Consider the following 26,244-nt stretch of genomic DNA (forward strand, 5'->3'; position numbering starts at 1 on the left):
CTGTCTCAAGGAGGAAGTAAACAAGATGCTTCCAATATGTGTCATGAAGCCCAGATTATACTCAACCGAAATCTAGAAAAATCAGATTTTAAGTTAACAGCTTCATTTTTACACCTATCTGTATCCGGTTCCTTGAAATACTTTAGTAATTACCTGCTTTTATAAATTTTAGTTTCTTCTCCTTTGTCAAAAATCATAACGATTTCATGGTTTGCATTAAGGTAAACAGATTTTAATTCCCAACCTTCAGCTTTTGAGGCTTCTACTAAACATTTACGAACATCTGGATTAAAAAGGTTTAAGTTGGTATTTAAAGTCATGTCATCTGCTTTTACGTTAAATGACAATAAAAGCAAAATAGCTGCGAATAAAGATTGTAATGTTTTCATGATAATTTGGGGTTTTATAAAATTATTACACTACAAGATTATGGCATAACGATTTAAGTCCTAAAAAAAATAGTTGATTTTCAGTATTTTACCGTTCAATCAACGATTATTCTACGAAGTGTAACTTTTAAAGGACGAAAAACGCTGTAAATTAAGGGGTTGTATCTGGCGAGAGCAATTTTATTCTTCAAAAGTCACAGTAGCCTGTTGATCACTTACTGTTAACTTAACTGTTCTTCCTAAAATTAGTGCTCTGTTATCTTTTTCATGTCCAGCAGGCATGTTAAAAGCTATTGGGAAGTTAAAACTGGACAAAGTATCTAAAATAAGCTGTTGGATGGAAGTTCCCCAAAGGGTGGTGTTTCTTCGAAGCTTAGTCATATCACCTACAATAAGTCCGTTGCAATTATCAAAATATCCCGCACGCTTTAAACTTTGTAGCATGCGGTCGATATGGTATTTATATTCCCCTAGTTCTTCAATAAACAGAACTTTTCCTGATGTATCAATACTGGTTTTAGAACCTAACATAGTATGTAACAAGGTTAGGTTGCCACCAACTAATTGTCCAGAACTAGAGCCTGATTTATTGTATTTCGAACCTTCTAAGGTATAGCTTAATGGTTTTCCAAAAACAGCCTCCTTGAAGGTTGAAATAGATTGTTCAATTTCCGTTAAATCATCTTGTAAACTGGCACACATTATAGCGTGAATACTTTCGATACCCTCATTATGGATTTGGTTGTGCAGTACTGTAATATCGGAATATCCAATAACCCATTTTGGGGTTTCTTTAAATTTGGTCCAGTTGAGCTTATCTAAAATCCTAACAGTACCATAACCTCCGCGAGCACACCAAATGGCTTTGGTTTTTGGATCATCCATGGCCTTTTGTAGATCATCACAACGTTCATCATCAGTACCTGCAAAGTGATTAGCTTGGTTAAACAAATGTTTTCCTACAACCACATTCAACCCCCAGCTTTTAAGCAGTTGTTTAGCTTGTTCAATTTCATTATTTCGATTTTTTAAAATCCCAGAAGGAGCTACAATAGCAACTGTATCTCCTATTTTAAGATATGGTGGTCGTTTCAAGGTTGTTGTTTTATTTAGCAGTTCTTGTGCTACAACAGATTCTTTTTTGAATAAAAAGAACGTGCAACACAGCAGGATTGTTAATGAGATTTTAGACATATTGTAAATGTACATTTTTTTTCTAAATGGCTCTTAAAATGTGTACTTTTACGGCTTGAAAATTTAGTATTGATGAGTCAACCAAAACGATATACCATTACCACCGCATTGCCTTATACCAATGGCCCCATTCATATAGGACATTTGGCAGGAGTATATGTACCTGCTGATATTTATGCACGCTATTTGCGTTTAACAGGCCATGATGTAGCTTTTATTGGAGGTAGTGATGAACATGGTGTCCCTATTACCATTAAGGCCAAAAATGAAGGCGTATCACCACAGGATATTGTCGATAAATATCATGCCATTATTAAAAAATCGTTCGAGGATTTTGGCATTACATACGACAATTATTCCCGTACATCTGCACCGATTCATCATAAAACAGCATCAGATTTTTTTAAGACATTATATGATAAAGGTGAATTTATCGAGGAAACTACCGAACAGTTATACGATGAACAGGCCAATCAGTTTTTGGCAGATCGATTTGTTATTGGTACCTGTCCAAAATGCGGAAACGAAGAAAGTTATGGCGACCAATGTGAGAACTGTGGTACCAGCCATAATGCTACCGATTTAATTAATCCGAAATCGACATTAACAGGTAATACACCAACTTTAAAACAAACCAAACACTGGTTTTTACCTTTAGATAAGCATGAAGATTTTTTAAAAGAGTGGATTTTAGAGGGCCATAAAAAAGATTGGAAACCTAATGTATATGGACAAGTAAAATCGTGGATTGATGACGGTTTGCGCCCTCGTGCTGTGACACGTGACCTTGATTGGGGCATTCCAGTCCCCGTAAAAGGAGGTGAGGGTAAGGTGTTGTATGTGTGGTTCGATGCACCAATAGGCTATATCTCGTCAACCATAGAATGGGCAGAACGAGAAGGTAAGGATTGGGAACCGTATTGGAAAGACAAAAACACCAAACTAGTACATTTTATAGGAAAGGATAACATTGTATTTCATTGCATTATTTTTCCAGCGATGTTAAAAGCTGAAGGTAGTTACATATTACCAGATAATGTTCCAGCGAATGAATTTTTAAACTTAGAAGGCAATAAGTTATCAACCTCTAAAAATTGGGCGGTTTGGTTACCAGAATATTTGGAAGAATTTCCTGGACAACAAGATGTATTACGTTATGCCTTAAATGCAAATGCACCAGAAACTAAGGATAACGATTTTACTTGGAAAGATTTTCAAGCAAGGAACAATAACGAATTGGTAGCTATATTTGGAAACTTTATAAATCGTGTGGTGGTATTGACCAATAAATATTATAATGGTGTGGTGCCAGAACCAGCTGCGTTTTCTCAGATTGATGAAGAAACCTTGGCAGCCGTAAGGGCGTATCCCGATGTAATAGAAAGTTCCATTGAGCGTTACCGTTTTAGGGAAGCAGGGCAGGAATTGATGAACTTGGCGCGTTTGGGGAACAAATATTTAGCCGACGAAGAGCCTTGGAAAAAGATTAAAGAAGATGAGGTGCGTACCAAGACTATTATGTATGTTGCCCTTCAAATTGCTTCGGCCTTGGCAACCTTAAGCGAACCATTTTTACCGTTCACTTCCGAAAAATTAAAAGCAATATTAAGAATGCATCATAATGAGGAGCAAAGCGACGTAGTTATCTCATCAAGTAAAGAGATTGCTTCAACTCATAAAAATGAGTTTCGCAATGACGGTTTAACTTGGAACGATATTTCAACCAAAGAAGTACTATTATCTGCAGGACACCAAATAGGCAAAGCAGAATTATTGTTCTCTAAAATTGAAGACGAAACCATCCAAAAGCAGCTCGATAAATTAGAAGCTAGTAAAAAAGCTAACGAGGCTGCTAATAAAACGGTAGAGCCTCAAAAAGACACCATTACTTTTGAGGACTTTACCAAGTTGGATATTCGAGTAGGGACCATTTTGGAAGCCGAAAAAATGCCGAAAACCAAAAAGTTACTCAAACTTAAAGTCGATACAGGTATTGATGTCCGTACCATAGTGTCTGGAATAGCAGAAAGCTTTACTGCCGAAGAAGTTATTGGAAAAAGGGTGACGGTTTTAGTTAACCTTGCCCCAAGAGCGTTACGAGGTGTGGAAAGCCAAGGGATGATTTTAATGACCGAAACACCAGAAGGAAAACTCATTTTTGTTAATCCTGATGATACTACTGCATCTAATGGATTGAAAATAAGCTGATTTTCAATTAATTATTTTACCTTTAAAAGTAAAATAATATTGATGAAGGTTTTATTATTTCTATTATTACCTATCGCAGCATGCTCTCAAAACTATGCTGATTTAGTCAAGCTAAGCTATGCTTATTCTTTTGATTCTAAGTTTGAAAATACTTCAGAAAGTACTACTGTAAATACGTTGGAAGCAGGATTAATATTTCCAAAAGTGATTAATCAAAAATACACATTCATTAGTGGTTTAAATTTTGATTTCAACAATTTAATGCTTTATTCTGATACTGTTAGAACGAATCTTTACAGTACGACTTTAAGGGTAGGAATTGTTAGCAATTTTTCTGAAAAATGGAGTTGTACCATAGTTTTGTTGCCAAAAGTAGCTTCAGATTATTCCTCCATAACCTCTGATGACTTTTACATTGGAGGATTTGCAATTCTTAAAAAGAAAAAAAGCAATAATCTATTTTACCGATATGGACTTTATACTTCCAGTGAAGCATTTGGGATGACTTTTACGCCCATATTGGGATTTTATTTTGTTTCGCCTAATGACAAATTTGAAGCAGATATATCCTTGCCAGTGGCAGCCAATTTAAATTATAATTATGGCAAGGTTTCTTTGGGTTTTGACTACTTTGGGATTGAAAGAAGTTACAATTTGGAACCTGAAAACAGTTTAAATACCTATGTAGAACAAAACCGCTGGGAGTTTGCTGGTTATCTTCAATTCAATAAATTATATAAAAATGTTTTACTTAGACTTAAACTGGGATATGCACACAACGAACATAAAGTCTTTGAAAATGGAGATAAAGTTAATTTTAAATTTATAGCTTTTGCCTTTGGAGATGATAGGACACGATTGAATCCAAAAATGAATGGCACTTTATTTGCTAAAGTTGAATTTATCTACCGAATTTATTTTGATTAAGTCTTCTGTAGCTTTAGTATAATAGTTTGTATTAAAGTTTTTAATACTTCAATTAATTGATTATGAATATTTTAAAATATTTATAACTTTTTTAACATCTATAGAATTTCTCGTCTTCGTAAATATGTATGATTAACCATTGTAGAATACCAATAAGGTTATTCTTGATATTAAAATCAACTTTATGAAAAAATTATTGATACTCATAATTTCTGTGGGATTGTTTTCTTGCGGAACATCAAAAACGGTACGTGAATCTAAAAAAGTAATAAAAGGTGATTGGGTGCTAAATACTATAAATTATAGTCTTTTAGGAACTTATAATGTGACCTTGTTAAATGATGTTTCAAAAGATTGTTTTGAGGGTAGTTCGTGGAGCTTTGTGCCTAATAACAATACAGGTACTTATAATATTGTTAATGCTGGCTGCTCAACAGGAATACGCTATTTCAATTTTACAATTCAAGAAATAGATGAGCAAACTGGACTTTACGATTTCTTGTTGAAGCCAACAAATGAAAAAGGCAAGTCCGAAACCAATCAAGGCTTTCGTTTAAAACTCACCAGTTTGTCCGATGCAAAAATGCAATGGCAGCAAACTGTCTATATAGATGACAAGCCATTTATGATCAACATGAATTTCACTAAACAATAAGACTTAAAATATGGGAACAATTATAAAAAAAATAGAAATCTTGATGCTTGCAGTCGTTTTAGCTATTAGTTTTACCAATTGTAAGGCAGTACAAAATGCCAATAATAAACAAAAAGGAGCGGTTATTGGTGCTACAGGAGGTGCTGTGATCGGAGCCATTATAGGAAATAATGTAGGTAAAGGTGGTAATGGCGAATTAGGCGCTGTAATAGGTGGTGTTGTTGGTGGTACGGCTGGTGTGCTCATTGGTGCTAAAATGGATAAACAGGCTCAAAAAATTGAAGAAGAAATACCTGGTGCTCAAGTGGAACGTGTCGATGATGGTATAGTCGTGACCTTCGATGAAGGTAGTGGGGTGTATTTTGACACCAATAAATATAATATTAATAGTGCCTCACAAACCACATTGAATAAACTAACAGGCGTGTTTAAGGAATTTCCAGATACCAACATATTGGTTGTTGGACACACCGATAGTACAGGTGATGCCGATTACAACATGACCTTGTCTAAAAACAGGGCCTATGCCGTAACGAATTATTTCAAAAATAATGGTGTGAGTTCAGATCGTTTGGTTACCAATTGGTTTGGAGAAACACAACCTATGCACGATAACGCAACCGTTGAAGGAAGGGCAAAAAACAGACGTGTTAATGTGGCCATTTTGCCAAACGAAAAAATGATTGAAGACGCTAAAAAACAAGCAGGCGAGTAGATTGTTTGATTGATGATGAAAGAAAGGTTATCTGTTTTTGGATAGCCTTTTTGGTTTTTGTTATTTTCGCTCTTTATTAGTTTATACCCATGACAGCCCTTATTTCTTATATCGTTTCCCATAGCCAACTTCCAGAAAAGTCGGTTAAAAATACTGTTGACTTACTTGATGAAGCTTGTACCATTCCGTTTATTTCCCGTTACCGAAAAGAACGCACAGGCAATTTAGATGAGGTTCAAATTGGTGAAATTGTAAAATTCAAGGAGCAATTTGAAGCTTTAGAAAAGCGCAAGGACACCATATTGAAAGCTTTGACTGAACAAGAGGTATTGACTCCAGAATTGGAGCAAAAAATTAAAGCGACAACAGATTTAACAGCACTGGAAGATCTCTATCTACCTTATAAAAAAAGCCGCAAGACCAAAGCTGAAAAGGCACGACAAAATGGGTTAGAACCTTTGGCAAAAATCATTATGGCGCAGAATGCTAACGATTTGGAGTCGGCGGCATATAGATATGTAAAAGGCGAAGTAAGTTCTGCTGGTGATGCTTTAGAAGGTGCACGCCATATCATTTCCGAATGGATTAACGAGCGTACCGATATAAGGAACAACATCCGTTACCAACTGGAACGTTTTGCAAGCATTTCCACCAAGGTTGTTAAAGTTAAGGAGTCTTTGGTGGAGGCTCAAAAGTTTAAGGATTATTTCGATCGGAACGAATCCTTAAGCCGCATCTCTTCACACCGTTTGTTGGCTATTTTACGAGCCGAAACCGAAGGGTTCATCAAGACCAAAATTGAAATTGATGATGAGCGGGTGTTGGACAACATGGAAAGCCGATTAATACGCTCGAATAACGCTTGTGCAGAACAGATTCAATTAGCCATTAAAGATGCCTATAAACGCTTGTTATTGCCATCTCTGGGTAATGAAGCCCTCCAAAATTCCAAAACTAAAGCCGATGATGAAGCCATTGCCGTATTTGCGAAAAACTTAAAACAATTACTGTTGGGTTCCCCTTTAGGAGAAAAGCGGGTATTGGCTATCGATCCAGGGTATCGCACGGGCTGTAAAGTGGTGTGTTTAGATGCCCAAGGCGGATTGTTGTATAATGAAACCATTTATCCACATCCACCAAAGAATGATAGTGTGGGGGCGATGAAAAAAATCAGTTCGCTTAGTGATGCCTATAAAATAGAAGCCATTGCCATTGGTAATGGTACAGCATCACGGGAAACCGAAGCACTCATTAGAAAGATTAGATTTAAAAATGATATCCAGGTGTTTGTGGTGAGAGAGGCTGGAGCGAGTATTTATTCTGCTTCAAAAATAGCCCGTGAGGAGTTTCCCAACTATGATGTTACTGTTCGTGGTTCGGTGTCCATTGGAAGGCGCTTACAAGACCCTTTGGCCGAATTGGTGAAAATAGACCCCAAATCCATTGGGGTGGGGCAATACCAACACGATGTCGACCAAACCAAGCTGCAAAAATCGCTAGATACCGTCGTAGAGCACTGTGTAAATGCCGTTGGCGTAAACCTTAATACTGCTAGCAAAAGCTTATTAAGTTATGTTTCGGGAATAGGGCCTAAACTGGCTGAAAATATCGTAAACTATAGAAGCGAACATGGAGCATTTGCATCCCGTGAAGCAATCAAACAAGTGCCCCGTTTGGGCGATAAAGCCTTTGAACAGGGTGCAGCCTTTTTACGAATTAAGGAGGCCGACAATCCGTTGGATGATTCGGCGGTACATCCCGAAAGTTATGGTTTAGTTGCGCAAATGGCCAAGGATTTGGGTAAAACAGTAAAGGACTTAATCGGTAACGCAAGCCTCATCAAACAAATCGATTTAAAAGCCTATTGTGCCAAAACCATTGGTCTACTTACATTGGAAGATATTGCCAAGGAACTTGAAAAACCCGGATTGGACATTCGGGAGCAGGTCAAGGTGTTTACCTTTAATCAAAACATCAAGACGATTACCGATTTACATGCAGGCCAATTACTGCCCGGTATTGTAAACAACATTACCAATTTTGGTGCTTTTGTCGATATTGGTATTAAAGAAAGTGGTTTGATCCATGTGTCCAACCTCTCGGATAGCTTTGTAAAAGATGTGAACGACCATGTACATTTACACCAACAAATTATTGCAAAAGTATTGGAAATCGATGTGCCACGAAAGAGAATTCAGTTGAAGTTGCATAAATAGGTTTCAAAACAGTGACACATTCATTGCTGAAATTGCAGAATTTGAACCTATTCATTATATAATACAACTGTTTTAGCTCAAAAATTAATTCAAAAAGAAATCTTCTCCGCCTTAAGGATACTTCGAGTGTTATGTCAAAAATCTTTTAATCAATTTTTTACTTTTCAACGGCTCTATCTTTACTTTTTAAAATTGGTTCTCAAAAAACATTCAAATTTTCCCATAAAAAAAGCGTCCAATGGTGTTGGACGCTTTTAATTGTATGATAGTTCTACTATTATTATCTATTCATATTTTTTATTTGGTCCATAAAAGTATCTAGGTCTGCACCATTATGCACTAATGTTAGTGCCTTATCCACTATGTATTTTGCATTTACTGCATGAAACCCTAGCCCAACTGCAATCTTTCTAAGTAAGGCTTCTTCATGCTCATCCCTAATATGGTCAGCATATACCATTCGAGCTAAATCATATAAGCGTTCCAAACGACTGTCGTAAGATACAGGCGGATTGATGGGATGCGATTGATAATCCTTTAAGATAGTTTTATATTCTGTATCACTAATATCTAAATTGCGAGCCAAACGATCCAAAAACGCTTTTTCTTCATCGGTAATCACACCATCGTCCATAGCTACACGCACAATTGCAGCAAAATGATCCTCATTACGCTTTTTAAATCCACTATCAAATAAATCTGAAATAGACATATTTTTATTCTTTATTAATGCTGCAAACCTACATATTTTTTTTAACAAACTAAGCTGAATTTTTAATTTTTTGGTCGATACTCCAAGGCTTTTTTCATTGTTTTTTTGAAATTAATAGATTAAAAAACAACTAGAATTTTAACACATTTTTAGGTAAAGGTAATGACCGAAAGATTTTACATAAGCTAAATATTTCCGTAACTTTGAAAAAAACAATATCATGTTATCAAAATCTATAGAAAAGGCACTAAACGATCAAATTCGTATTGAGGCAGAATCTTCGCAAATTTATTTAGCTATGGCATGTTGGGCCGAGGTAAAAGGTTTGGAAGGCGTTGCAGGATTTATGTACGATCAGTCCAATGAAGAACGTGATCACATGCTTAAATTGGTTAAGTTCGTGAACGAACGTGGTGGACATGCCCATATTTCGGAATTAAAGGCTCCTAATGTTACGTTCGAATCCTTTAAGGAAATGTTTGAAAAGCTTTTCGAGCATGAAGTTTTTGTTTCCGAAAGTATTAACAATTTGGTACATATTACCCTTCAGGAAAAAGATTATGCCACACATAATTTCTTGCAATGGTATGTGTCTGAACAAATTGAAGAAGAAGCCATGGCTAGAACCATTTTGGATAAAATAAACCTTATTGGAAACGATAAAGGAGGTTTATACTTATTTGACAGGGATATTGTGAATCTAACAGTGAATTCTGCTTCAATGGATAATCCAGAATAAATTTAACACGTAATCTTATTTAGATTTAATAAAAATAACATACTTTTGTAATAAATCTCTAGAAGCTGTTTTGAAATTTGGACAGTCTCTTATTACCTATAAGGTTTGGGAAAAAAGAAGCAAAAGAAAAAGATTAAAAAACTGCAGCAATTGGGGCTTATTACTTCATGTAATGTAAAAACGAGTTGCTGTAAAAAATATAAGAAGTGTGACATGAAGCGTTGTAAAAAATGTCCGTGTTTCGATTTGCTAAAAAAAGTAGCATAAAAAAGCGAACTCAAAAGGTTCGCTTTTTTAATAAATTTTGTTTCTAGGTTGATAGGGTTCTTTTTAAGCATTATATAATCGGTTTGAAATATTATCTTTGCAACCCAAAACAACATTAGGTGAGTAAAATTACCCTCTCCCAAACTTTTGCACAGGCTTTGCAAACGCAAAATCTGCAGACTGCTATTGTCCATCCCAAACAAAAAACACATGCAAAAGGCTTAGTTGGTTCGTTATTTTCTTTCGTAATATCAAGTGTTTTTAAGGATGCTCAAAAGCCTTTTCTGCTCATTTTCAACGATAAGGAAGAAGCGGCCCACTACCTGAATGATCTAGAACAACTGCTTAATGATAAGGATGTGTTGTTTTATCCTGGGAGTTACCGCAGGCCTTACGAAATAGAGGAAACCGATAATGCCAATGTGCTATTACGTGCTGAGGTGTTAAACCGCATCAACTCCCAAAAAAAACCAGCTATAATTGTTACCTATCCCGATGCTCTTTTTGAAAAAGTAGTAACCCGAAGAGAGTTGGAACGTAATACCTTAAATATTTCGGTTGGAGAAAGCTTGTCCATCGATTTTATTAATGAAGTCCTGTTTGAATATCGGTTTAAGCGTGTGGATTTTGTAACCGAACCTGGCGAGTTTTCCGTTAGGGGAGGTATTGTTGATGTCTTTTCGTTTTCACATGATGAACCCTATCGCATTGAGTTTTTTGGTGATGAGGTTGATAGTATAAGGACTTTTAATGTGGAAACACAGCTTTCCTTAAACCAGATTAAAAAGATTAATATTATTCCCAATGTGGCCAACAAATTTTTGGAGGAAAAACGACAAAGTTTTTTAAGCTACATTGCCCAAAAAACGGTAATAGGTCTAAAAAATGCCGATTTACTCTTTTCGAGAATAGACGATTTTTATACCAAAGCCGAAAAGGCCTTTAAAAAGTTGACTTCTTATATAAAACATGTAGAACCCCATGAACTGTTTTGCGATTCTCAGGAACTTAAGAAACAGTTATTGGGTTTTTCGATTATTGAGTTTGGGGGCACTTCTTTTTTTAGCAGGAGCGTCATTGCGAATGAAATGAAGCAATCTTTGTCAAAAGATGGGATTACCACGTCGCAAGCTCCTCGTAATGAGAATATAATAGTATTCAACAGCACCCCCCAACCGTCCTTCAACAAACAGTTTAATTTACTTATTGAGGACTTAAATGCTAATAACGATAAAGGCTATACCAATTATATTGCTTGTATAAGCGAACAACAAGCCAAGCGATTTCATGATATTTTTGACGATGCTCATTTAGATGTCAAGCAATACAAAACCGTTATTTTATCCTTACACCAAGGGTTTATAGACCACGATAATAAAATAGTGTGTTATACCGATCATGAAATCTTTGAGCGTTACCATAAGTTTCATATAAAAAACAGTTATGCCAAAAAGCAGGCCATTACATTAAAGGAACTTACCAATTTAGATATAGGCGATTATGTAACCCATATCGATCACGGGATTGGCCGTTTTGGAGGGCTTCAAAAAATTGACGTAGAAGGGAAAAAACAAGAAGCTATAAAACTTATTTATGGAGAGCGTGATATTTTGTATTTAAGCATCCATTCACTACATAAAATCACGAAGTTTAATGGCAAGGATGGCAAACCTCCCAAAATTTACAAGTTGGGAAGCAATGCTTGGAAAACCCTAAAAGAAAAGACCAAGACACGAGTCAAACATATTGCATTCAATTTAATTAAGCTGTATGCTAAACGTAAGACCGAAAAAGGATTTCAATACCATCCAGACAGCTATATGCAACACGAGTTGGAAGCCTCGTTTATTTATGAAGACACGCCCGACCAAAGTACGGCGACAGCCGATATTAAAGCTGATATGGAAAGTGAACGCCCAATGGATCGGTTGGTATGTGGCGATGTAGGTTTTGGTAAAACAGAAGTGGCCATTCGGGCGGCATTTAAAGCAGTTGATAATGGCAAACAAGTTGCCGTTTTAGTCCCCACAACTATTTTGGCGTATCAACATTACCGAACCTTTTCACAGCGGTTAAAAGATTTTCCTGTAAATGTAGACTATCTTAATCGATTTAGAACGGCTAAAGAAAAAAGATTGACTTTAGAGGGCCTTGAAAAAGGCGGTGTAGACATTATTATTGGCACACACCAACTGGTGAATAAAAATGTGAATTTTAAGGATCTGGGATTATTAATTGTGGACGAAGAGCAAAAGTTTGGTGTCGCTGTAAAAGAGAAGTTAAAAACCTTAAAGGAAAATGTAGATGTATTAACCTTAACAGCAACGCCTATACCAAGAACACTTCAGTTTAGCTTAATGGCGGCTCGTGATTTATCGGTGATTACTACACCACCACCAAACCGTTATCCCATAGAAAGCCATGTTGTTCGCTTTAATGAAGAAACCATTAGGGATGCAATAAGTTATGAAATTCAGCGTGGCGGACAGATTTTTTTCATCCATAACCGGATTGAAAACATAAAGGAGGTCGCTGGGATGATTCAGCGTTTAGTTCCAGATGCCAAAATTGGTATTGGTCATGGACAAATGGAAGGCAAAAAATTGGAACAGTTGATGCTGGCGTTTATGGATGGTGTCTTCGATGTGCTGGTAAGCACAACTATAGTGGAAAGTGGACTTGATGTCCCCAACGCTAATACCATTTTTATTAATAATGCTAATAATTTTGGGTTGAGTGATCTGCACCAAATGCGAGGTCGGGTTGGGCGAAGCAACAAAAAAGCGTTTTGCTATTTCATCACACCAGAGTATTCGGCGATGACCGAAGATGCCAGAAAACGTATTACGGCCTTAGAGCAGTTTACAGAATTGGGCAGTGGCTTCAATATAGCCATGAAGGATTTGGAAATACGTGGGGCAGGGGATTTGTTGGGAGGCGAGCAAAGTGGTTTTATCAATGAAATAGGTTTTGATACTTATCAGAAAATATTAAATGAAGCCATTGAAGAACTTAAGGAAAATGAATTTAAAGACCTATATCAAGACCAAAAAGAAGATAAAGTTTTTGTAAAGGATGTTACTATCGATTCCGATTTTGAGTTGTTATTTCCAGATAGTTACGTGAATAACATAACTGAACGATTAAATCTGTACACTCAGCTTAATAATATTAAAACCGAAGAAGAATTGCATACTTTTGAAGCGTCTTTGACGGATCGATTTGGAGCATTGCCACCACAAGTAACCGATTTATTAAATAGTGTTCAAATAAAGTGGTTGGCTACTAAGATAGGGTTGGAAAAAGTGGTGATGAAACAAGGTAAGTTTATTGGATATTTTATTAGTGATCAACAAAGTAGTTTTTATCAGAGTTCTGCATTTACAAAAGTATTACAGTTTGTTCAAACACATTCCAATGTATGCAGAATGAAAGAAAAGCAAACTAGAAAAGGGTTGCGTTTAATGCTTACTTTTGAAAACATCAAAACGGTTAAACATGCATTGCAGGTTTTAAAATCTATTGTGGCTTAATTGTTGATTTTATGAAACGAACCATAGCAAATCTTTATATCTGCAGAGATGATTATTGGCGAATTACATCTGACCGATGAAAAAAATAAAATTGAAACGTTTAGTATTAACATTCTTTTTGTTGCCGAGTTTGCTTTTGGCCCAACATACCATAAAGGGGGTGTTCTCGCCTGCTGAAGACTACAATGTGGTGCTTTTATATAAATCGATGCCAACGGTTTCAAATTATATTGCCAGTTCAGAGATAAAAGAAGATGGTAGTTTTCAATTTCAATTAGACTCCACAATGACCAAGGGCATATATAAAATAGTGTATGCCATTCCTCAGGAAGACTATAATTTCGATGTGATCTACAACGCCAAGGAAGATGTTGAGTTAACTTTTAATGCTGAAACTGGCGTTACATTTCAAAAGTCTTTTGAAAACAGATTATTAGCCTCTTATACCAACAGTATGGCTATGGTAACACAAGCCATAGCAAATTATTATAGTCAACAAAATAAAGATACTATAGCTTTAAAAGCTATTTTTAAAACCCAAAAAGAAACTCAAGAAAATTTCGAAAAAACAGCTAAGGGCAGTATTGTTTTTCAATTTATTAAAGCGAATAAACCGTATATTCCAAAGAAGTATGTTGATTTTAAAACTTATGTCAAGCAGTTAAAAGACCATTATTTTGATTATATCGATTTTAACAATAAAATACTTCAAAGCTCTAGTTTTTTAGAAGAGAAAATGCTTAATTATGTCTTTGGGATGTTTTCAAAAACCAAAGACGAAATCAACAATTATAAAGATAATATTGATGTATTTTGTACGGTTTTAAAACCAACACCGCTTGAAGTAAAACGTATTTTATTAGTCGATTTATGGCAACAGATGGTTGACCTAAACAAAGAAGCAGTAGCTAATTACCTAGCCGAAACCTACTTAATGGATATCGCAGTCGCCCTAAACGATCAACACTTGTTAAATGGGTTAATGGTTTATAAGGATACTTCTGTTGGAAATGAAGCTCCGGATTTTTCATTTGAAATGACCAAAGAGGGTAAAAAAACTATTAAAAGATTAAGTGAACTTTCAGAGTATAAAAACTATGTTGTTGTATTTTGGAGTACTACCTGCTCATACTGTTTGGATGAAATTCCTAGGCTTCAAGCATTTGCAAAAACACTAGAAAAAGGATTGGTTAAAGTTATTGCTATAGCCATTGAAGATGAAGATATTAAATGGAAAACGTTGAAATTGAACTACCCTGAATTTATACATATTTATGGAAAGGGTAAATGGGATAATGAGATAGGGAACAGCTATGGTGTAACGGCAACGCCTACTTATTTTATTTTGGACAAGGACAAGAAAATTATTTCCAAACCAGAAGATGTTGAAGCTTTGAAAGCCTGGTTTACCAAAGACTTATAGAAATTTAAAAATGATAAAACGCATTTTCTAAGTGTTCAACTTCGAAGGATTTACCGTTTTTAACAATGGCGATAATATCGAACCGAACCTCGACGTCTAAATCGTTAACGGTAACATATTCATCAACAGCTTTCACCAAATTTTTAATTTGTTTGGGTTTTACAAAATCCTGGGGGTTGCCAAAATCCGCCGAGGAGCGGGTTTTTACTTCTACAATGGCAAGTGTGTCATTGTACTGAGCAATAATATCCACTTCTGCTTTTTCAAAACGGAAGTTGCGTTCTACAATCTCATAGCCTTTTTTCAGTAGAAAGTCTACAGCCAGTTGTTCACCTTTTTTACCGAGTTGGTTGTGTTGCGCCATAAGTTTTTTTAGATCTAAATGGTTTCTAAAACGCGGTATCTAAGATATTAATTCATCCTCTAAACAAAAAGAAATCATCTTTCATATGTTCAATTTGGGTGTCTTCGTTAGTGATAATGTAGTCGATAGCTTGGGCAGTAAAGTCGTTGCCTTTTTCTGTTAATGAAACAATTTTATTGTTAATCGTAATCATATTGTTTTTCAAGGCTAAATCCAATACTGTTTTACTACGAACCTTTTGCCAATTGATATGCTCATTTAAATGATTGACATGGCGTTCTCCTTCCTCGTTATGGTTTTTAAGATGAAGCAAAAAGGTTAACAGGAAAACTTCAGTACGTTGTTGTTTCTCACGAAATAAAACGGCAATAATACCTTTACTTGGGGCAAAGAGGTATACCACAAAAAATATAAGGCCTAATATGGTGGTAATAGAACCAGCAATTGAAGCATCCAGTATATGGGCCAGCCAATACCCCATTATGGCACTAAAAACTCCAAAGCACATGGCATAAACAAGCATGCGCTTTAAATTTGTAGTCAATAGATAAGCGGTGGCTGCTGGCGCAATCATTAAAGCCACGACTAATATGGCACCAACAGCATCAAAGGCGCCAACAGTGGTTACAGACGATACAGACATGAGTCCATAATGGATCACTCCTGGTGAAAACCCCAAAGAAGCCGCTAATCCAGCATCAAAAGTGCTCACTTTTAGTTCCTTAAAAAAAGCAGATAACAAACCAAGGGTTGTTAATAATATACACCCAATAATCCATAGGGATTTTGGGCCAACATCAACTCCATAAATGATTAACCTATCAAAAGGGGCAAAAGCCAGTTCGCCCAATAGTACGGCATCAACATCTAAATGGACGTCGTTGGCATTTTTAGCTATTAATATAACACCAATGCTAAAAAGGGCAGGGAAGACCAAGCCTATGGCCGTATCTTCCTTCACCAAACCTGTTTTTTGAATGTATTCCACCAAAACCACGGTAATAATTCCAGTAATCGCAGCTAGTAGAATAAGAAGCGGGGAGTTTAAATCTTGGGTAATAAAAAAACCAATAACGATACCGGGCAATATAGAATGACTTATGGCGTCACTAATCATGGCCATTTTACGTAACACTAAAAACGTTCCAGGGATGGCACAGGCAATGGCAACCAAACTGGCAATAACTTGTATTTCTATTTGGGCACTACTCATCGGTTTTAGATTGTTGATTGTACAAATTGGCTGCAGTATTAAAACCTTCCTTAGTTAGACTCCATTGATTGCCCTCCAAATGCACGTAATTTTTTCTAACGAGCTTTTGAAGCGTCTCTTTGGTATACCCTTGAAAATTATTTAAGATTTTAATGGCATGCGGATGCGATATATCGTCATGGGTTTTAACAATGTTGTACATAAACGACAAAGTTTTGTGGAGTTGCAAATCCCGTCTGTTTTTTATAAACCGAATTTGCTTAAACAACAAACCCCTACTGGGCGAAAAAACAAAAGAAACTAGCACAAAAATTCCAGCAATAATAACAATAACAGGGCCAGTAGATAGATTGTTTTGACTGGCACTTACCGCAGTACCAAAAACGCCCGATAAGGATCCAAATAAGGCAGCTATAATAACCATACGACCCAAACTGTTGGTCCATTGTCGAGCAGCGGCGGCGGGAGCTAATAGCATAGCACTCATTAAAACTACACCAACGGTCTGTAACCCCAAGACAATGGCCAAAACAATAAATGTAGTGATTAAAACATCAATAAACTTTGTATTAAATCCAAGGGTTTTGGTATAATCGGCATCGAATAAAAGAATCTTGAATTCTTTCCAGAATAATAGTAGTACAAAAAAACAAATGCCTGTTACCAGGGTCATCATCCATACATCACTTTCCACTAAGGTGGCTGCTTGACCAAATAAATACTTGTCCAATCCTGCTTGATTGGCATTGGGTTGTTTTTGAATAAAGGTGAGCAATAACATACCGAAACCAAAGAACAAGGATAAAATCAACCCCAAAGCGGTATCTGATTTTAAATGTGTTTTCTTTATAATACCCCGAATCCAAAAAGTACCTATGAGGCCGCTTACCAAAGCTCCTAGTAATAATATATTACTATCCTTTGCTCCTGTAATTAAAAAGGCAATGGCTATACCAGGAAGAGCAGCATGCGAAATGGCATCGCCCAACAAACTTTGTTTGCGCAATACAGCAAAACTGCCCAACATACCCGTAACAGCACCTAGTATGGCAGTTCCCAAGGTAATGGTGCGGAGGGTATAGTCTGTAAAAACTAATTGTATGTATTCTGTTATATCCATAATTCCTGCGAAAACAGGAATCTCTTCCTTAATTCGCAAATTTTAAATTGTATGTTATATTCATTTTTTGCTTGTCCAAAAAACGAATCAAAAAAGAACATCCAAGTCGAGGAATTTTTTAGTTTTGACAAAAACTAAAAACCGATTCGAAAAATCCGTGTCGAACTATCATTCTCCTGTTCTCGGAGCTTTTTTGTATCTATTCTGCGCCTTGGCAATCAATTCTACGAATTGAATTGTGACTTGGTTTTATACTGTCTTTTTTCCTCTTCAATTATTTTGTTTATTCATTTGAGTGAACTCAGTTTAATGAGACTGCCTACTGCCAACTGAACATTGTATCACTCCTGTATGCTTACTTTATAATTGATACCGTAGGTTTTGGTTAAATTATCATCGTTAAAAATATCTTTAACAGGACCCGTAGCTATTTTTTTTACGTTTAAAAAAGTGACCCAATCAAAATACTCTGGAACAGTTTGAAGGTCGTGATGGACTACAACGACAGTTTTTCCTGCTTTACGAAGCTCTTTTAAGATGTTGATAATAGCTATTTCGGTTGTAGCATCAACCCCTTGAAAAGGTTCGTCCATAAAATATATGGAAGCGTTCTGTACCAAGGCTCGTGCTAAAAAAATACGTTGTTGTTGTCCGCCTGATAACTGACTTATTTGGCGGTTTTTAAACGGCAACATGCCAACTTTTTCTAAGGCTTCCAGGGCTGCTTTCTTTTCTTTTTGCCCCGGGCGCTTTATCCAACCCAAACTACCATAAGTTCCCATCATAACCACATCTAAAGCTGTAGTTGGGAAATCCCAGTCCACACTTCCCTTTTGAGGAACATAGGCAACAAGAGAACGTTGCATATCATAAGGTTTACCATAAATGCTAACACTACCGGCAATGGGTTTTAAAATACCTAAAATAGATTTGATTAATGTGGATTTACCAGCGCCGTTCGGACCAACGATAGCCATAAGAACACCTTCGGGGATTTCTAAATCGATGTCCCACAGTACAGGTTTGTAGTTATAGGCTACGGTTAAATCGTCTACTTGTACTGCTATTTTGTTTTCCATATTTATATATTGTCATTCAAAAGGAACAACGACTAAAGAATCTTATTAGAAAACCAAATATTAGATTCAACGCTTCGCTTTTGATGATATCTTATTTTAAAGCATTCACGATAGTATTCACGTTATACTCAAACATACCAATATAGGTGCCTTCTATTGTGCCAGCATCTCCTAGGGCATCAGAGTATAATGTTCCGCCTATTGTAACATCGTGGTCTTTCGATTTTACAGATGCTTGCAAGGCTTCAATGGTCCGTTTTGGTACAGAGCTTTCTACAAAAATAGCCTTTACTTGGTGTTCTATAATGAAGGCTGACAAATTTTGTACATCCTGAACACCGGCTTCAGTAGCTGTCGATAGACCCTGTAGTCCAACCACTTCAAAATTAAAGGCTTTACCAAAATAATTGAAAGCATCGTGTGCTGTTACTAAAATACGCTTTTCTCTTGGTAAGGTTTCAATAACCGTTTCAAGTTTATTTTTTAGAGCGTCTAATTGTTTAATATAATTATTTCCATTGGTTTTAAAGGTTTCCTTTTGTTCAGGAATAGCATCAGTAAGGGTTTTAACCACAAATTGCGTGGCTTGTTTCCAATACTCGATATTAAACCATATGTGCGGATCGAAATTGGAGGCAAAATATTCAGAACCAATCAATGTGCTTTTATCTAAAGCATCAGCAATGGCAATGGTTTTTTTATTCTTCATTTTTTCAAACACTTCCACTAGTTTGCCTTCTAGATGCAGTCCGTTGTAAAAAATAATATCGGCATTAGCCAATTTGCTAACATCGCCTTCACTGGCTTTGTATAAATGCGGATCAACCCCACTGCCCATTAAGCCTTGCAGATTGATATGGTCTCCACCAATATTTTTAACCAAATCTGTAATCATTGTGGTTGTGGTAACTACGTTTAGTTTTGAGTTGTCTTTCTTGGGGTTTTTACAACCGAAAACAGTTAATGTAATTGTAAATAATAGGAAAGTTCTCTTCATGTTCTAATGTTTTTTAGTAGGGATTCTGAAGCTAATGCCTCCACTTAATAAAATATCTTGTCCTTCTGTAATGCTTGAACCAAAGGTGGCATCCAATTGCACGCTATCTGAAATTAAATAGGTTAAGCCGGCATCCCAAAAATGATTGGCATTATGGTTCTCGGGGAGGTCACCGTATAACTCTGCATAGGCACCAAGTTTGTTGGTAATGCCTACTCCATAGGCTATGGTATACACATAAGCCGCTTCAGGTGAATCGTCACCCCATTGGGCACCAATGTTATAGGATAAGCTGGAATTTTCACTAAGTGTATGGGCAAAAGCAAAGCGAAAATCAATGCCTGTGGTTTCTGGTTTGTAATCTTTACCTGCGGTAAATGGCAAGAACACATGGCCAATAAGTCCGATTTCTGGAAAGCCCTTTTTTTCATGTGCTATATTAACTTTTGCTCCAAAAAGCATAGGACTAAAACCACTCATAACATGATCTAATTTTGAACCGTTTAGTTTTATGGAACTTTCAACAAAATCCCACCCCAAGCGTAGCTCTAAATTGTCTAGAAGCCCAATTCTAACCAATGAGGTGTTTAGGGTAAAATCTTCAAACTTTGTGCTTCCTGTTTTAAAACTTTCAAAAAAGGCTCCAGTTTCAACTTGCAAGTAGCCTACTGGGACTGTATTGGGGGATTCGGTAGCATCAGGGCGATCGGTTATTAAGGTTCCGGGTGAATTTTGTGTTTCTTGTGCAACTGCTGAAACCATTACTGTAAATGCGACTATTAGTAAGGTAATTTTATTCATTTTTGTTAACATAAATAATTGAGGTAAAATCTTCATTTAAAATGATGGTGTTATTGTTTATTAGTATTTGTGTCATTTTATTTTTGCTGAACTGTTTTGAAACCAAAACAGTATTGCCAAATTTTAAGCCATGTTGTGAACAAAAGTCAAAGAACTCCTTGTCATCACTCATTAAACGGGAGATGACATACGTTTTGCTTTCTTTGGCATTGGACAACATAATGGAGGTATCTGTCGTGGTGATTTCTCCATTGGCATTAGGAATAGGGTCACCATGTGGATCAAATTTGGGATTCCCTAAATACGCACTGATTTTATCGGCCAAGAAATTTGAGGTTTGATGCTCCAATAATTCAGCTTCACGATGGATGTCATGCAAGGACATATCGAAGGTTTTAAATAAAAACGACTCCCAAAGACGATGTTTACGAACAACATTTAATGCTATTTTCCTGCCTTTCTCAGTTAGCTTTAATGCTTGGTATTTTTCATAGTGCAGGATGTCTTTTGCCGCTAACTTTTGTGCCATATCGGTTGCTGCAGCACTCGATATTCCCAATTCTTTAGCAATGCTACCAGGTTTAGTGTCGTTTTTATCTCGTTTTCCGTTTTTGTAAATGGCCTTTACAAAATTTTCAATGGCTATAGACATTTATAATCACTTTAAATAATATTTAAGTATGCTTAAAAATTTTTCAAATGTAGCAAAAAAAATTAGTTTACACGCAAATTTGTAACTAATTAAATGTTTTGTTGCTTTGAATAGGTTGGTGTTAATGACAGCTGCAACCATCATCACTGCCACAGGATTTTTTGGATTTTGAAGCTTTTTTCCAAAAGAATTTTTTGACTAAAAACAGAAGAGCCAAAACCAATGCAGCAATTACTAATATGGTTTGGATAATATGGTTCATAATGCTTTATGACGTTAGAGGTCTATTATTATTTCAAAAATTGATATGCAATTAAAGCAACAATATAGGCAAAACTACTCATGATAGCCAGTTGTAAAACAGGCCATTTCCAGCTATTGGTTTCACGTTTTACAATGGCCAAGGTGCTCATGCACTGCATGGCGAAGGCATAAAAAAGTAAGAGTGAAATACCTGAAGCAAAATTAAACAACGGCCCCCCTAAAATAGGGTTTATTTCACCTGCCATCCTATTTTTTATGGTTTCTTCTTGATCGCTACCCACACTGTAAATGGTTGCCAATGTGCCAACAAATACTTCCCGTGCAGCGAAGCTACTTACTATGGCTATGCCTATTTTCCAATCGTAGCCTAAGGGGCGTATAAGTGGTTCGATGGTTCTTCCGGTAATACCTATAAAGGAGTGTTCCAATTTATGGGAAGCTATTTTTTGCTGTAGTTCGTCTTCAGTTATATTTTTATCGGCTAATTTGGTTTTAACTATGTTTTCTGCATTGTTAAAATTTTCATTAGGGCCGTATGATGCCAAAAACCATAAAATTATGGAAATAGCTAAAATAATTTTACCAGCACCAAACACAAAAGATTTTGTTTTTTCGACAACCGTGAATACCACATTTTTAAAAAGTGGTAATTTATAATTGGGCATTTCAACCACAAAAAAGGTACGACTTTTAATTTTTAATATCCTATTGAGGATGTAAGCCGAAATGACAGCTGTTCCAAATCCTATTAAATAGAGAAGCATTAAGGTTAAGGCCTGATATCCCAAACCAAGAAAACGCCCTTCTGGAATTACGAGGGCAATAATAATTAAGTATACGGGAAGCCTTGCCGAGCAGGTAGTGAAAGGGGTAATTAAAATAGTAATAAGCCGTTCTTTCCAACTTTCAATATTTCGGGTTGCCATAATGGCTGGAATGGCACAAGCTGTTCCCGAAATTAGAGGAACAACACTTTTTCCGCTTAAACCAAAACGACGCATAATGCGATCCATTAAAAATACAACACGGCTCATATATCCACTTTCTTCCAAAACTGAAATGAATAAGAAAAGGAATGCGATTTGGGGAATGAAAATAACAATGCCACCAAGCCCTGGGATTATGCCTTCTGCCAATAAATTGGTAAATGCGCCGGCAGGGAGTTGATTTTTGGTCCATTCACTGAGGGAAGCAAAAGTACTATCAATAAAATCCATTGGTACACTGGACCAATCGTAAATGGCTTGGAAAATGGTAAGCAGGATGACTCCAAAAATAAGATAACCCCATACTTTATGCGTAATAATCCTGTCTAATTTAATGCGTAAATCTTTAGCACTTTTTAAATCAATGGTTTGCCCTACTTTTAGAACATCATTAATAAACTGGTAACGTTTTATAGTTTCCTTTTGTTGAAGTCGTTTTAAATCTACTTTGCTTTTAGTCTTAAAAGAGGACACGTCTTCAATTTCCTTTCGCTCTGTTTTTCCAAAGTTCACGTCCTGAGTAATAACCAGCCAGAGTTTATAGAGTAATTGATTGGGGAAGGCCTTACGCAGATTGTCAAAATAATCTTTGTCAATTTCTGAAGTGTCCAAACACGGTGTAACTGAAATTTCTTTGTAATTGGTAATTAGTTCTTTAAGTACATCGATGCCCTCCTTTTTTCGGGTGCTTACTAATGCTATTTTTGTATTGAGGCGTTCTTCTAAATAAGCAATGTCTAACGAAATACCTTTGTAGTCCATCCTGTCTGCCATGTTTATGACCAGAATAGTTGGAATTTCCAAATCCTTAATTTGGGTAAAAAGCAGCAGGTTACGTTTTAAATTTTCAACATCACTAACTACAACAGCTACATCTGGGAAATCTTTGTCTTTTTTATTGAGCAAAAGTTCTATAACCACATTTTCATCAAGCGATGAGGCATTTAAGCTATAAGTTCCAGGGAGGTCTATTATATGCGCTTTAACACCACGGGGTAATTTGCAGATGCCTTCTTTTTTTTCAACCGTTATTCCAGGGTAATTACCTACTTTCTGGTTTAAGCCAGTTAGAGCATTAAAGACAGAGGTTTTTCCCGTGTTTGGGTTTCCAATTAAAGCAACATTTATTTGTTTACCCATTTATTTTTTCAATTTGAATATGAATCGCAGTCTCTTTTCTAATCGCTAAATGTGATCCGTTAATATTTAGGTACATGGGGTCTTGAAAAGGTGCTACTTGAACAAGTTCGACTATATTGCCAGGTAAGCAGCCCATTTCCAATAACTTTAAGGGAATTGATTTAGAAGATACATTGGTAATAATACCGCGTTCGCCGCGCTTAAGATGTGCTATGGTATACTGCAAGGCTTATTTAGATTGATTTTAAAGAAGCAAAAGTAAGTCAATTAGTTTCAAGTTCAAAGTTTCAAGTTCAAAGTTTTTAAAAATTCCATGGCTATAAAGTATTCAGAACTTTAATTTGGGAGCCGAGGTTCTTGAAGCTTCTTTAGTAAATAAAGACTTAAACAACTTTGGCAACTTTTCAATAGCACTTTATTTTTCTTTTTTTAAGTGTTTGATATCCTTAAGGAGTTTGTCGATGTCTTCAGGTTTTGTACCATCGTAAAACCCACGTATTTGTCGCTTTTTATCAATGAGCATAAAGTTTTCGGTATGTATCATGTCATATTTTCCAGTATAGGGATTGTCTTTTACAGCCAAATAGCTTTTACGGGCCAAATTGTAAATCTGTTCTTTATTTCCGGTAACCAAGTTCCATTTTCTATCAATTACTCCTTTCTCAACGGCATAGCGTTTTAACTGTGCTACAGTATCAATTTCTGGAGTAACGGTATGTGATAATAATAGTACTTCATCATCATTTATAATTTCCTTTTGAATGCTTGCCATATGATCGGTCATAATGGGACAAATGGTCTGGCATGTAGTAAAAAAGAAATCGGCTACATAGATTTTGTCTTTGTAATTCGCTTGGGTAATGGTTTTTCCATTTTGGTTGGTCAATAAGAAGTCGGCTATTTTATGATATTTTTTTTGGTATTGAATGGTGCTATCTACTAATTCTGTGCTTACCATGGTAGGTTGATAAATAGGCAGTGGCTGGTAGATGTTTAAAGTATTGTAAATAATAACAATAATGATAATGGAAAGTATGGCAAAAACGATAGCAAACTTTTTATAGACCTTGAAAAACGACAGCATTTTATTGTTTTGAGACATTAAATTGTTGCAAAAGTACAATGAAAGAGCCATCGGGAAAAGAATTAATGATACTTAAATTCGTGTTAAAAGCGTCTGTGTCTTATAAATATCTTTTTTAAACTAGCTTTAAAAGCTTACTTTTGTGCGATTATAAAAAATTGACTGAAGATTTATGGAGTTTGTTATAAAAATAACCCAATTTCTATTGAGCCTTTCCCTGTTAATTGTATTACATGAGTTAGGCCACTTTCTGCCTGCAAAGGCATTTAAAACACGTGTAGAAAAGTTCTACTTGTTTTTTGATGTGAAGTTCTCACTATTTAAAAAGAAAATTGGCGATACTGTTTATGGTATTGGTTGGTTGCCTTTGGGGGGTTATGTTAAAATATCTGGGATGATAGATGAAAGCATGGACACTGAGCAAATGGCTCAACCGCCACAGCCTTGGGAATTTCGTTCAAAACCAGCATGGCAACGTTTAATTATTATGTTAGGAGGTGTTACGGTTAATTTTATCTTAGCGTTAATTATATACATTTTTGTATCCTTCAGTTATGGCGATACCGATATTTCCTTAAATAGCCTTAAAGGAGGTTTTTCAATTGAGAATCCTTTTTTACTTGACCTAGGTTTTAAAACAGGAGATAATGTTGTAGCGATTAATGGAGAAAAAATTGAAAACGAATCAGAAATCAGGTCTAATATAATTGCAGCAAAATCAATTACTGTAAATAGACAAGGAGAGGATATTACTATTGACTTACCCGAGGATTTTTTGGGGCAATTATCTACTTCTAAAAGAGAATATGGCTTGTTTGACTTAAGGGTGCCTTTTATGGTAGGTAAAGTTGATAAGGAATCTGTAAATAAGGATGTAAATATAAAAAAGGGTGATTTGTTTCTTTCTATTAATAATGAACCGTTAACCTATTTTGATGAATTAAAGCCGAGGCTGAAAGGGCTTAAAGGACAAATGGTTCCAGTTGAAATATTAAGAGAGGACGAAAAAATTTCACTTAACTTAAGGGTTGACGATGAAGGTAAATTTGGAATTTTTCCAGGAATCAGTGAAAAACGTATGGCAGAATTAGGGTATTTTCAAATTGTTAGAAAGGAATACTCTTTTTCGGAAAGCATAGTGGTAGGAGCCGATAAATTTACAAAGATGATCTTTTCTTACTTCGACCAGTTAAAGGCCATTTTCAATCCTAAGACAGGAGCCTATAAAGGATTAGGTGGATTTAAGGCAATTTATGATATTTTCCCATCCTCATGGTCGTGGGTAGATTTTTGGATGTTAACAGCATTTTTGTCAATTATGTTAGGCGTTCTTAATTTATTGCCAATACCTGCTTTAGATGGGGGCCATGTTATGTTTTTACTTTATGAAATGGTATCTGGCAGAAAACCTGGCGATAAATTTATGGAGTATGCTCAAATGGTAGGATTTATTATTTTAATAGCTTTGGTTTTATTTGCCAATGGGAATGATATTTTTAAGGCTATTTTTAATTAATTTTTTAATTATTAAATTTGTAGTAATTAAAAATTAATATATATTTGCGC

General features: G+C 35.9%; 23 protein-coding genes. 9 read left to right on the top strand and 14 right to left on the bottom strand.

What is annotated here, in order from left to right:
* Nucleotides 1–149: 149 nt before the first annotated feature.
* Nucleotides 150–389 (bottom strand): hypothetical protein, encoded by a 240-nt coding sequence (locus MR053_RS03645; RefSeq protein WP_242131102.1) that lies wholly within the window; start codon nucleotides 387–389, stop codon nucleotides 150–152.
* A 180-nt stretch (nucleotides 390–569) separates the two neighbouring features.
* On the bottom strand, nucleotides 570–1,598 hold the full coding sequence (locus tag MR053_RS03650) for a S66 peptidase family protein (RefSeq protein ID WP_242131103.1): 1,029 nt from the start codon (nucleotides 1,596–1,598) through the stop codon (nucleotides 570–572).
* 57 nt (nucleotides 1,599–1,655) lie between these two features.
* Here MR053_RS03650 and metG point away from each other — a divergent pair, with 57 nt between their 5' ends.
* The 5 genes from metG (at nucleotide 1,656) to MR053_RS03675 (ending at nucleotide 8,304) form a co-directional block, all read left to right on the top strand.
* Nucleotides 1,656–3,791 carry a methionine--tRNA ligase gene (gene metG, locus MR053_RS03655; RefSeq protein ID WP_242131104.1) on the top strand — a complete coding sequence of 712 codons (2,136 nt, stop codon included), beginning with the start codon at nucleotides 1,656–1,658 and terminating at the stop codon, nucleotides 3,789–3,791.
* Nucleotides 3,792–3,833: 42 nt separating this feature from the next.
* The gene (locus MR053_RS03660; RefSeq protein WP_242131105.1) at nucleotides 3,834–4,718 is read left to right on the top strand and encodes a DUF6268 family outer membrane beta-barrel protein; all 885 of its coding nucleotides are present in this window, start codon (nucleotides 3,834–3,836) and stop codon (nucleotides 4,716–4,718) included.
* Between the two features lie 184 nt (nucleotides 4,719–4,902).
* Complete coding sequence (locus MR053_RS03665) at nucleotides 4,903–5,373, top strand: lipocalin family protein (protein WP_242131106.1); 471 nt, start codon at nucleotides 4,903–4,905, stop codon at nucleotides 5,371–5,373.
* A gap of 10 nt (nucleotides 5,374–5,383) precedes the next feature.
* Complete coding sequence (locus tag MR053_RS03670; protein ID WP_242131107.1) at nucleotides 5,384–6,088, top strand: OmpA family protein; 705 nt, start codon at nucleotides 5,384–5,386, stop codon at nucleotides 6,086–6,088.
* A gap of 89 nt (nucleotides 6,089–6,177) precedes the next feature.
* Nucleotides 6,178–8,304 carry a Tex family protein gene (locus tag MR053_RS03675; RefSeq protein ID WP_242131108.1) on the top strand — a complete coding sequence of 709 codons (2,127 nt, stop codon included), beginning with the start codon at nucleotides 6,178–6,180 and terminating at the stop codon, nucleotides 8,302–8,304.
* A 280-nt stretch (nucleotides 8,305–8,584) separates the two neighbouring features.
* Here the strand turns inward: MR053_RS03675 and MR053_RS03680 are convergent, their stop codons facing one another.
* Nucleotides 8,585–9,016, bottom strand: a complete 432-nt coding sequence (locus tag MR053_RS03680; RefSeq protein WP_223551937.1) for a tellurite resistance TerB family protein — start codon at nucleotides 9,014–9,016, stop codon at nucleotides 8,585–8,587.
* Between the two features lie 220 nt (nucleotides 9,017–9,236).
* Here MR053_RS03680 and MR053_RS03685 point away from each other — a divergent pair, with 220 nt between their 5' ends.
* From MR053_RS03685 to MR053_RS03695, 3 genes are all read left to right on the top strand, one after another.
* Complete coding sequence (locus MR053_RS03685; protein WP_242131109.1) at nucleotides 9,237–9,755, top strand: ferritin; 519 nt, start codon at nucleotides 9,237–9,239, stop codon at nucleotides 9,753–9,755.
* 386 nt (nucleotides 9,756–10,141) lie between these two features.
* Nucleotides 10,142–13,555 (top strand): transcription-repair coupling factor, encoded by a 3,414-nt coding sequence (gene mfd / locus MR053_RS03690; RefSeq protein ID WP_242131110.1) that lies wholly within the window; start codon nucleotides 10,142–10,144, stop codon nucleotides 13,553–13,555.
* Between the two features lie 76 nt (nucleotides 13,556–13,631).
* Nucleotides 13,632–14,978, top strand: coding sequence for a TlpA family protein disulfide reductase (locus tag MR053_RS03695; protein ID WP_242131111.1), 1,347 nt, complete (start codon nucleotides 13,632–13,634; stop codon nucleotides 14,976–14,978).
* Nucleotides 14,979–14,982: 4 nt separating this feature from the next.
* Here the strand turns inward: MR053_RS03695 and MR053_RS03700 are convergent, their stop codons facing one another.
* From MR053_RS03700 to MR053_RS03750, 11 genes are all read right to left on the bottom strand, one after another.
* Entirely contained in the window at nucleotides 14,983–15,342 is a 360-nt protein-coding gene (locus MR053_RS03700) for a YraN family protein (RefSeq protein WP_223551933.1), read from the bottom strand.
* A gap of 52 nt (nucleotides 15,343–15,394) precedes the next feature.
* Entirely contained in the window at nucleotides 15,395–16,555 is a 1,161-nt protein-coding gene (locus tag MR053_RS03705) for a metal ABC transporter permease (RefSeq protein ID WP_242131112.1), read from the bottom strand.
* A complete protein-coding gene (locus tag MR053_RS03710) occupies nucleotides 16,548–17,675 on the bottom strand; it encodes a metal ABC transporter permease (RefSeq protein WP_242131780.1) in 1,128 nt (375 codons plus the stop codon). Before MR053_RS03710 ends, MR053_RS03705 begins: the two co-directional genes overlap by 8 nt.
* Before the next feature lie 341 nt (nucleotides 17,676–18,016).
* Nucleotides 18,017–18,754: a metal ABC transporter ATP-binding protein gene (locus tag MR053_RS03715; RefSeq protein ID WP_242131113.1), complete on the bottom strand. Its 738-nt coding sequence runs from the start codon at nucleotides 18,752–18,754 to the stop codon at nucleotides 18,017–18,019.
* Between the two features lie 91 nt (nucleotides 18,755–18,845).
* Nucleotides 18,846–19,751, bottom strand: a complete 906-nt coding sequence (locus tag MR053_RS03720; protein WP_242131114.1) for a metal ABC transporter solute-binding protein, Zn/Mn family — start codon at nucleotides 19,749–19,751, stop codon at nucleotides 18,846–18,848.
* Nucleotides 19,752–19,754: 3 nt separating this feature from the next.
* Nucleotides 19,755–20,552 carry a transporter gene (locus tag MR053_RS03725; RefSeq protein WP_242131115.1) on the bottom strand — a complete coding sequence of 266 codons (798 nt, stop codon included), beginning with the start codon at nucleotides 20,550–20,552 and terminating at the stop codon, nucleotides 19,755–19,757.
* Nucleotides 20,545–21,204: a metal-dependent transcriptional regulator gene (locus MR053_RS03730; protein ID WP_242131116.1), complete on the bottom strand. Its 660-nt coding sequence runs from the start codon at nucleotides 21,202–21,204 to the stop codon at nucleotides 20,545–20,547. The genes MR053_RS03725 and MR053_RS03730 overlap by 8 nt, the downstream gene beginning before the upstream one ends.
* Before the next feature lie 121 nt (nucleotides 21,205–21,325).
* On the bottom strand, nucleotides 21,326–21,466 hold the full coding sequence (locus tag MR053_RS03735) for a FeoB-associated Cys-rich membrane protein (RefSeq protein ID WP_242131117.1): 141 nt from the start codon (nucleotides 21,464–21,466) through the stop codon (nucleotides 21,326–21,328).
* A gap of 28 nt (nucleotides 21,467–21,494) precedes the next feature.
* The gene (feoB, locus tag MR053_RS03740; RefSeq protein WP_242131118.1) at nucleotides 21,495–23,594 is read right to left on the bottom strand and encodes a ferrous iron transport protein B; all 2,100 of its coding nucleotides are present in this window, start codon (nucleotides 23,592–23,594) and stop codon (nucleotides 21,495–21,497) included.
* The gene (locus MR053_RS03745; protein WP_223551919.1) at nucleotides 23,587–23,820 is read right to left on the bottom strand and encodes a FeoA family protein; all 234 of its coding nucleotides are present in this window, start codon (nucleotides 23,818–23,820) and stop codon (nucleotides 23,587–23,589) included. Before MR053_RS03745 ends, feoB begins: the two co-directional genes overlap by 8 nt.
* Before the next feature lie 189 nt (nucleotides 23,821–24,009).
* Nucleotides 24,010–24,678, bottom strand: coding sequence for an SCO family protein (locus MR053_RS03750; RefSeq protein ID WP_242131781.1), 669 nt, complete (start codon nucleotides 24,676–24,678; stop codon nucleotides 24,010–24,012).
* 172 nt (nucleotides 24,679–24,850) lie between these two features.
* Between MR053_RS03750 and rseP the strand changes: the two genes are divergently transcribed.
* Entirely contained in the window at nucleotides 24,851–26,194 is a 1,344-nt protein-coding gene (gene rseP, locus MR053_RS03755) for an RIP metalloprotease RseP (RefSeq protein ID WP_242131119.1), read from the top strand.
* The last annotated feature ends 50 nt before the right edge of the window (nucleotides 26,195–26,244 follow it).

The organism is Aestuariivivens marinum (genome assembly GCF_022662175.1).
GTDB classification, from domain to species: Bacteria; Bacteroidota; Bacteroidia; order Flavobacteriales; family Flavobacteriaceae; genus Aestuariivivens; species Aestuariivivens marinum.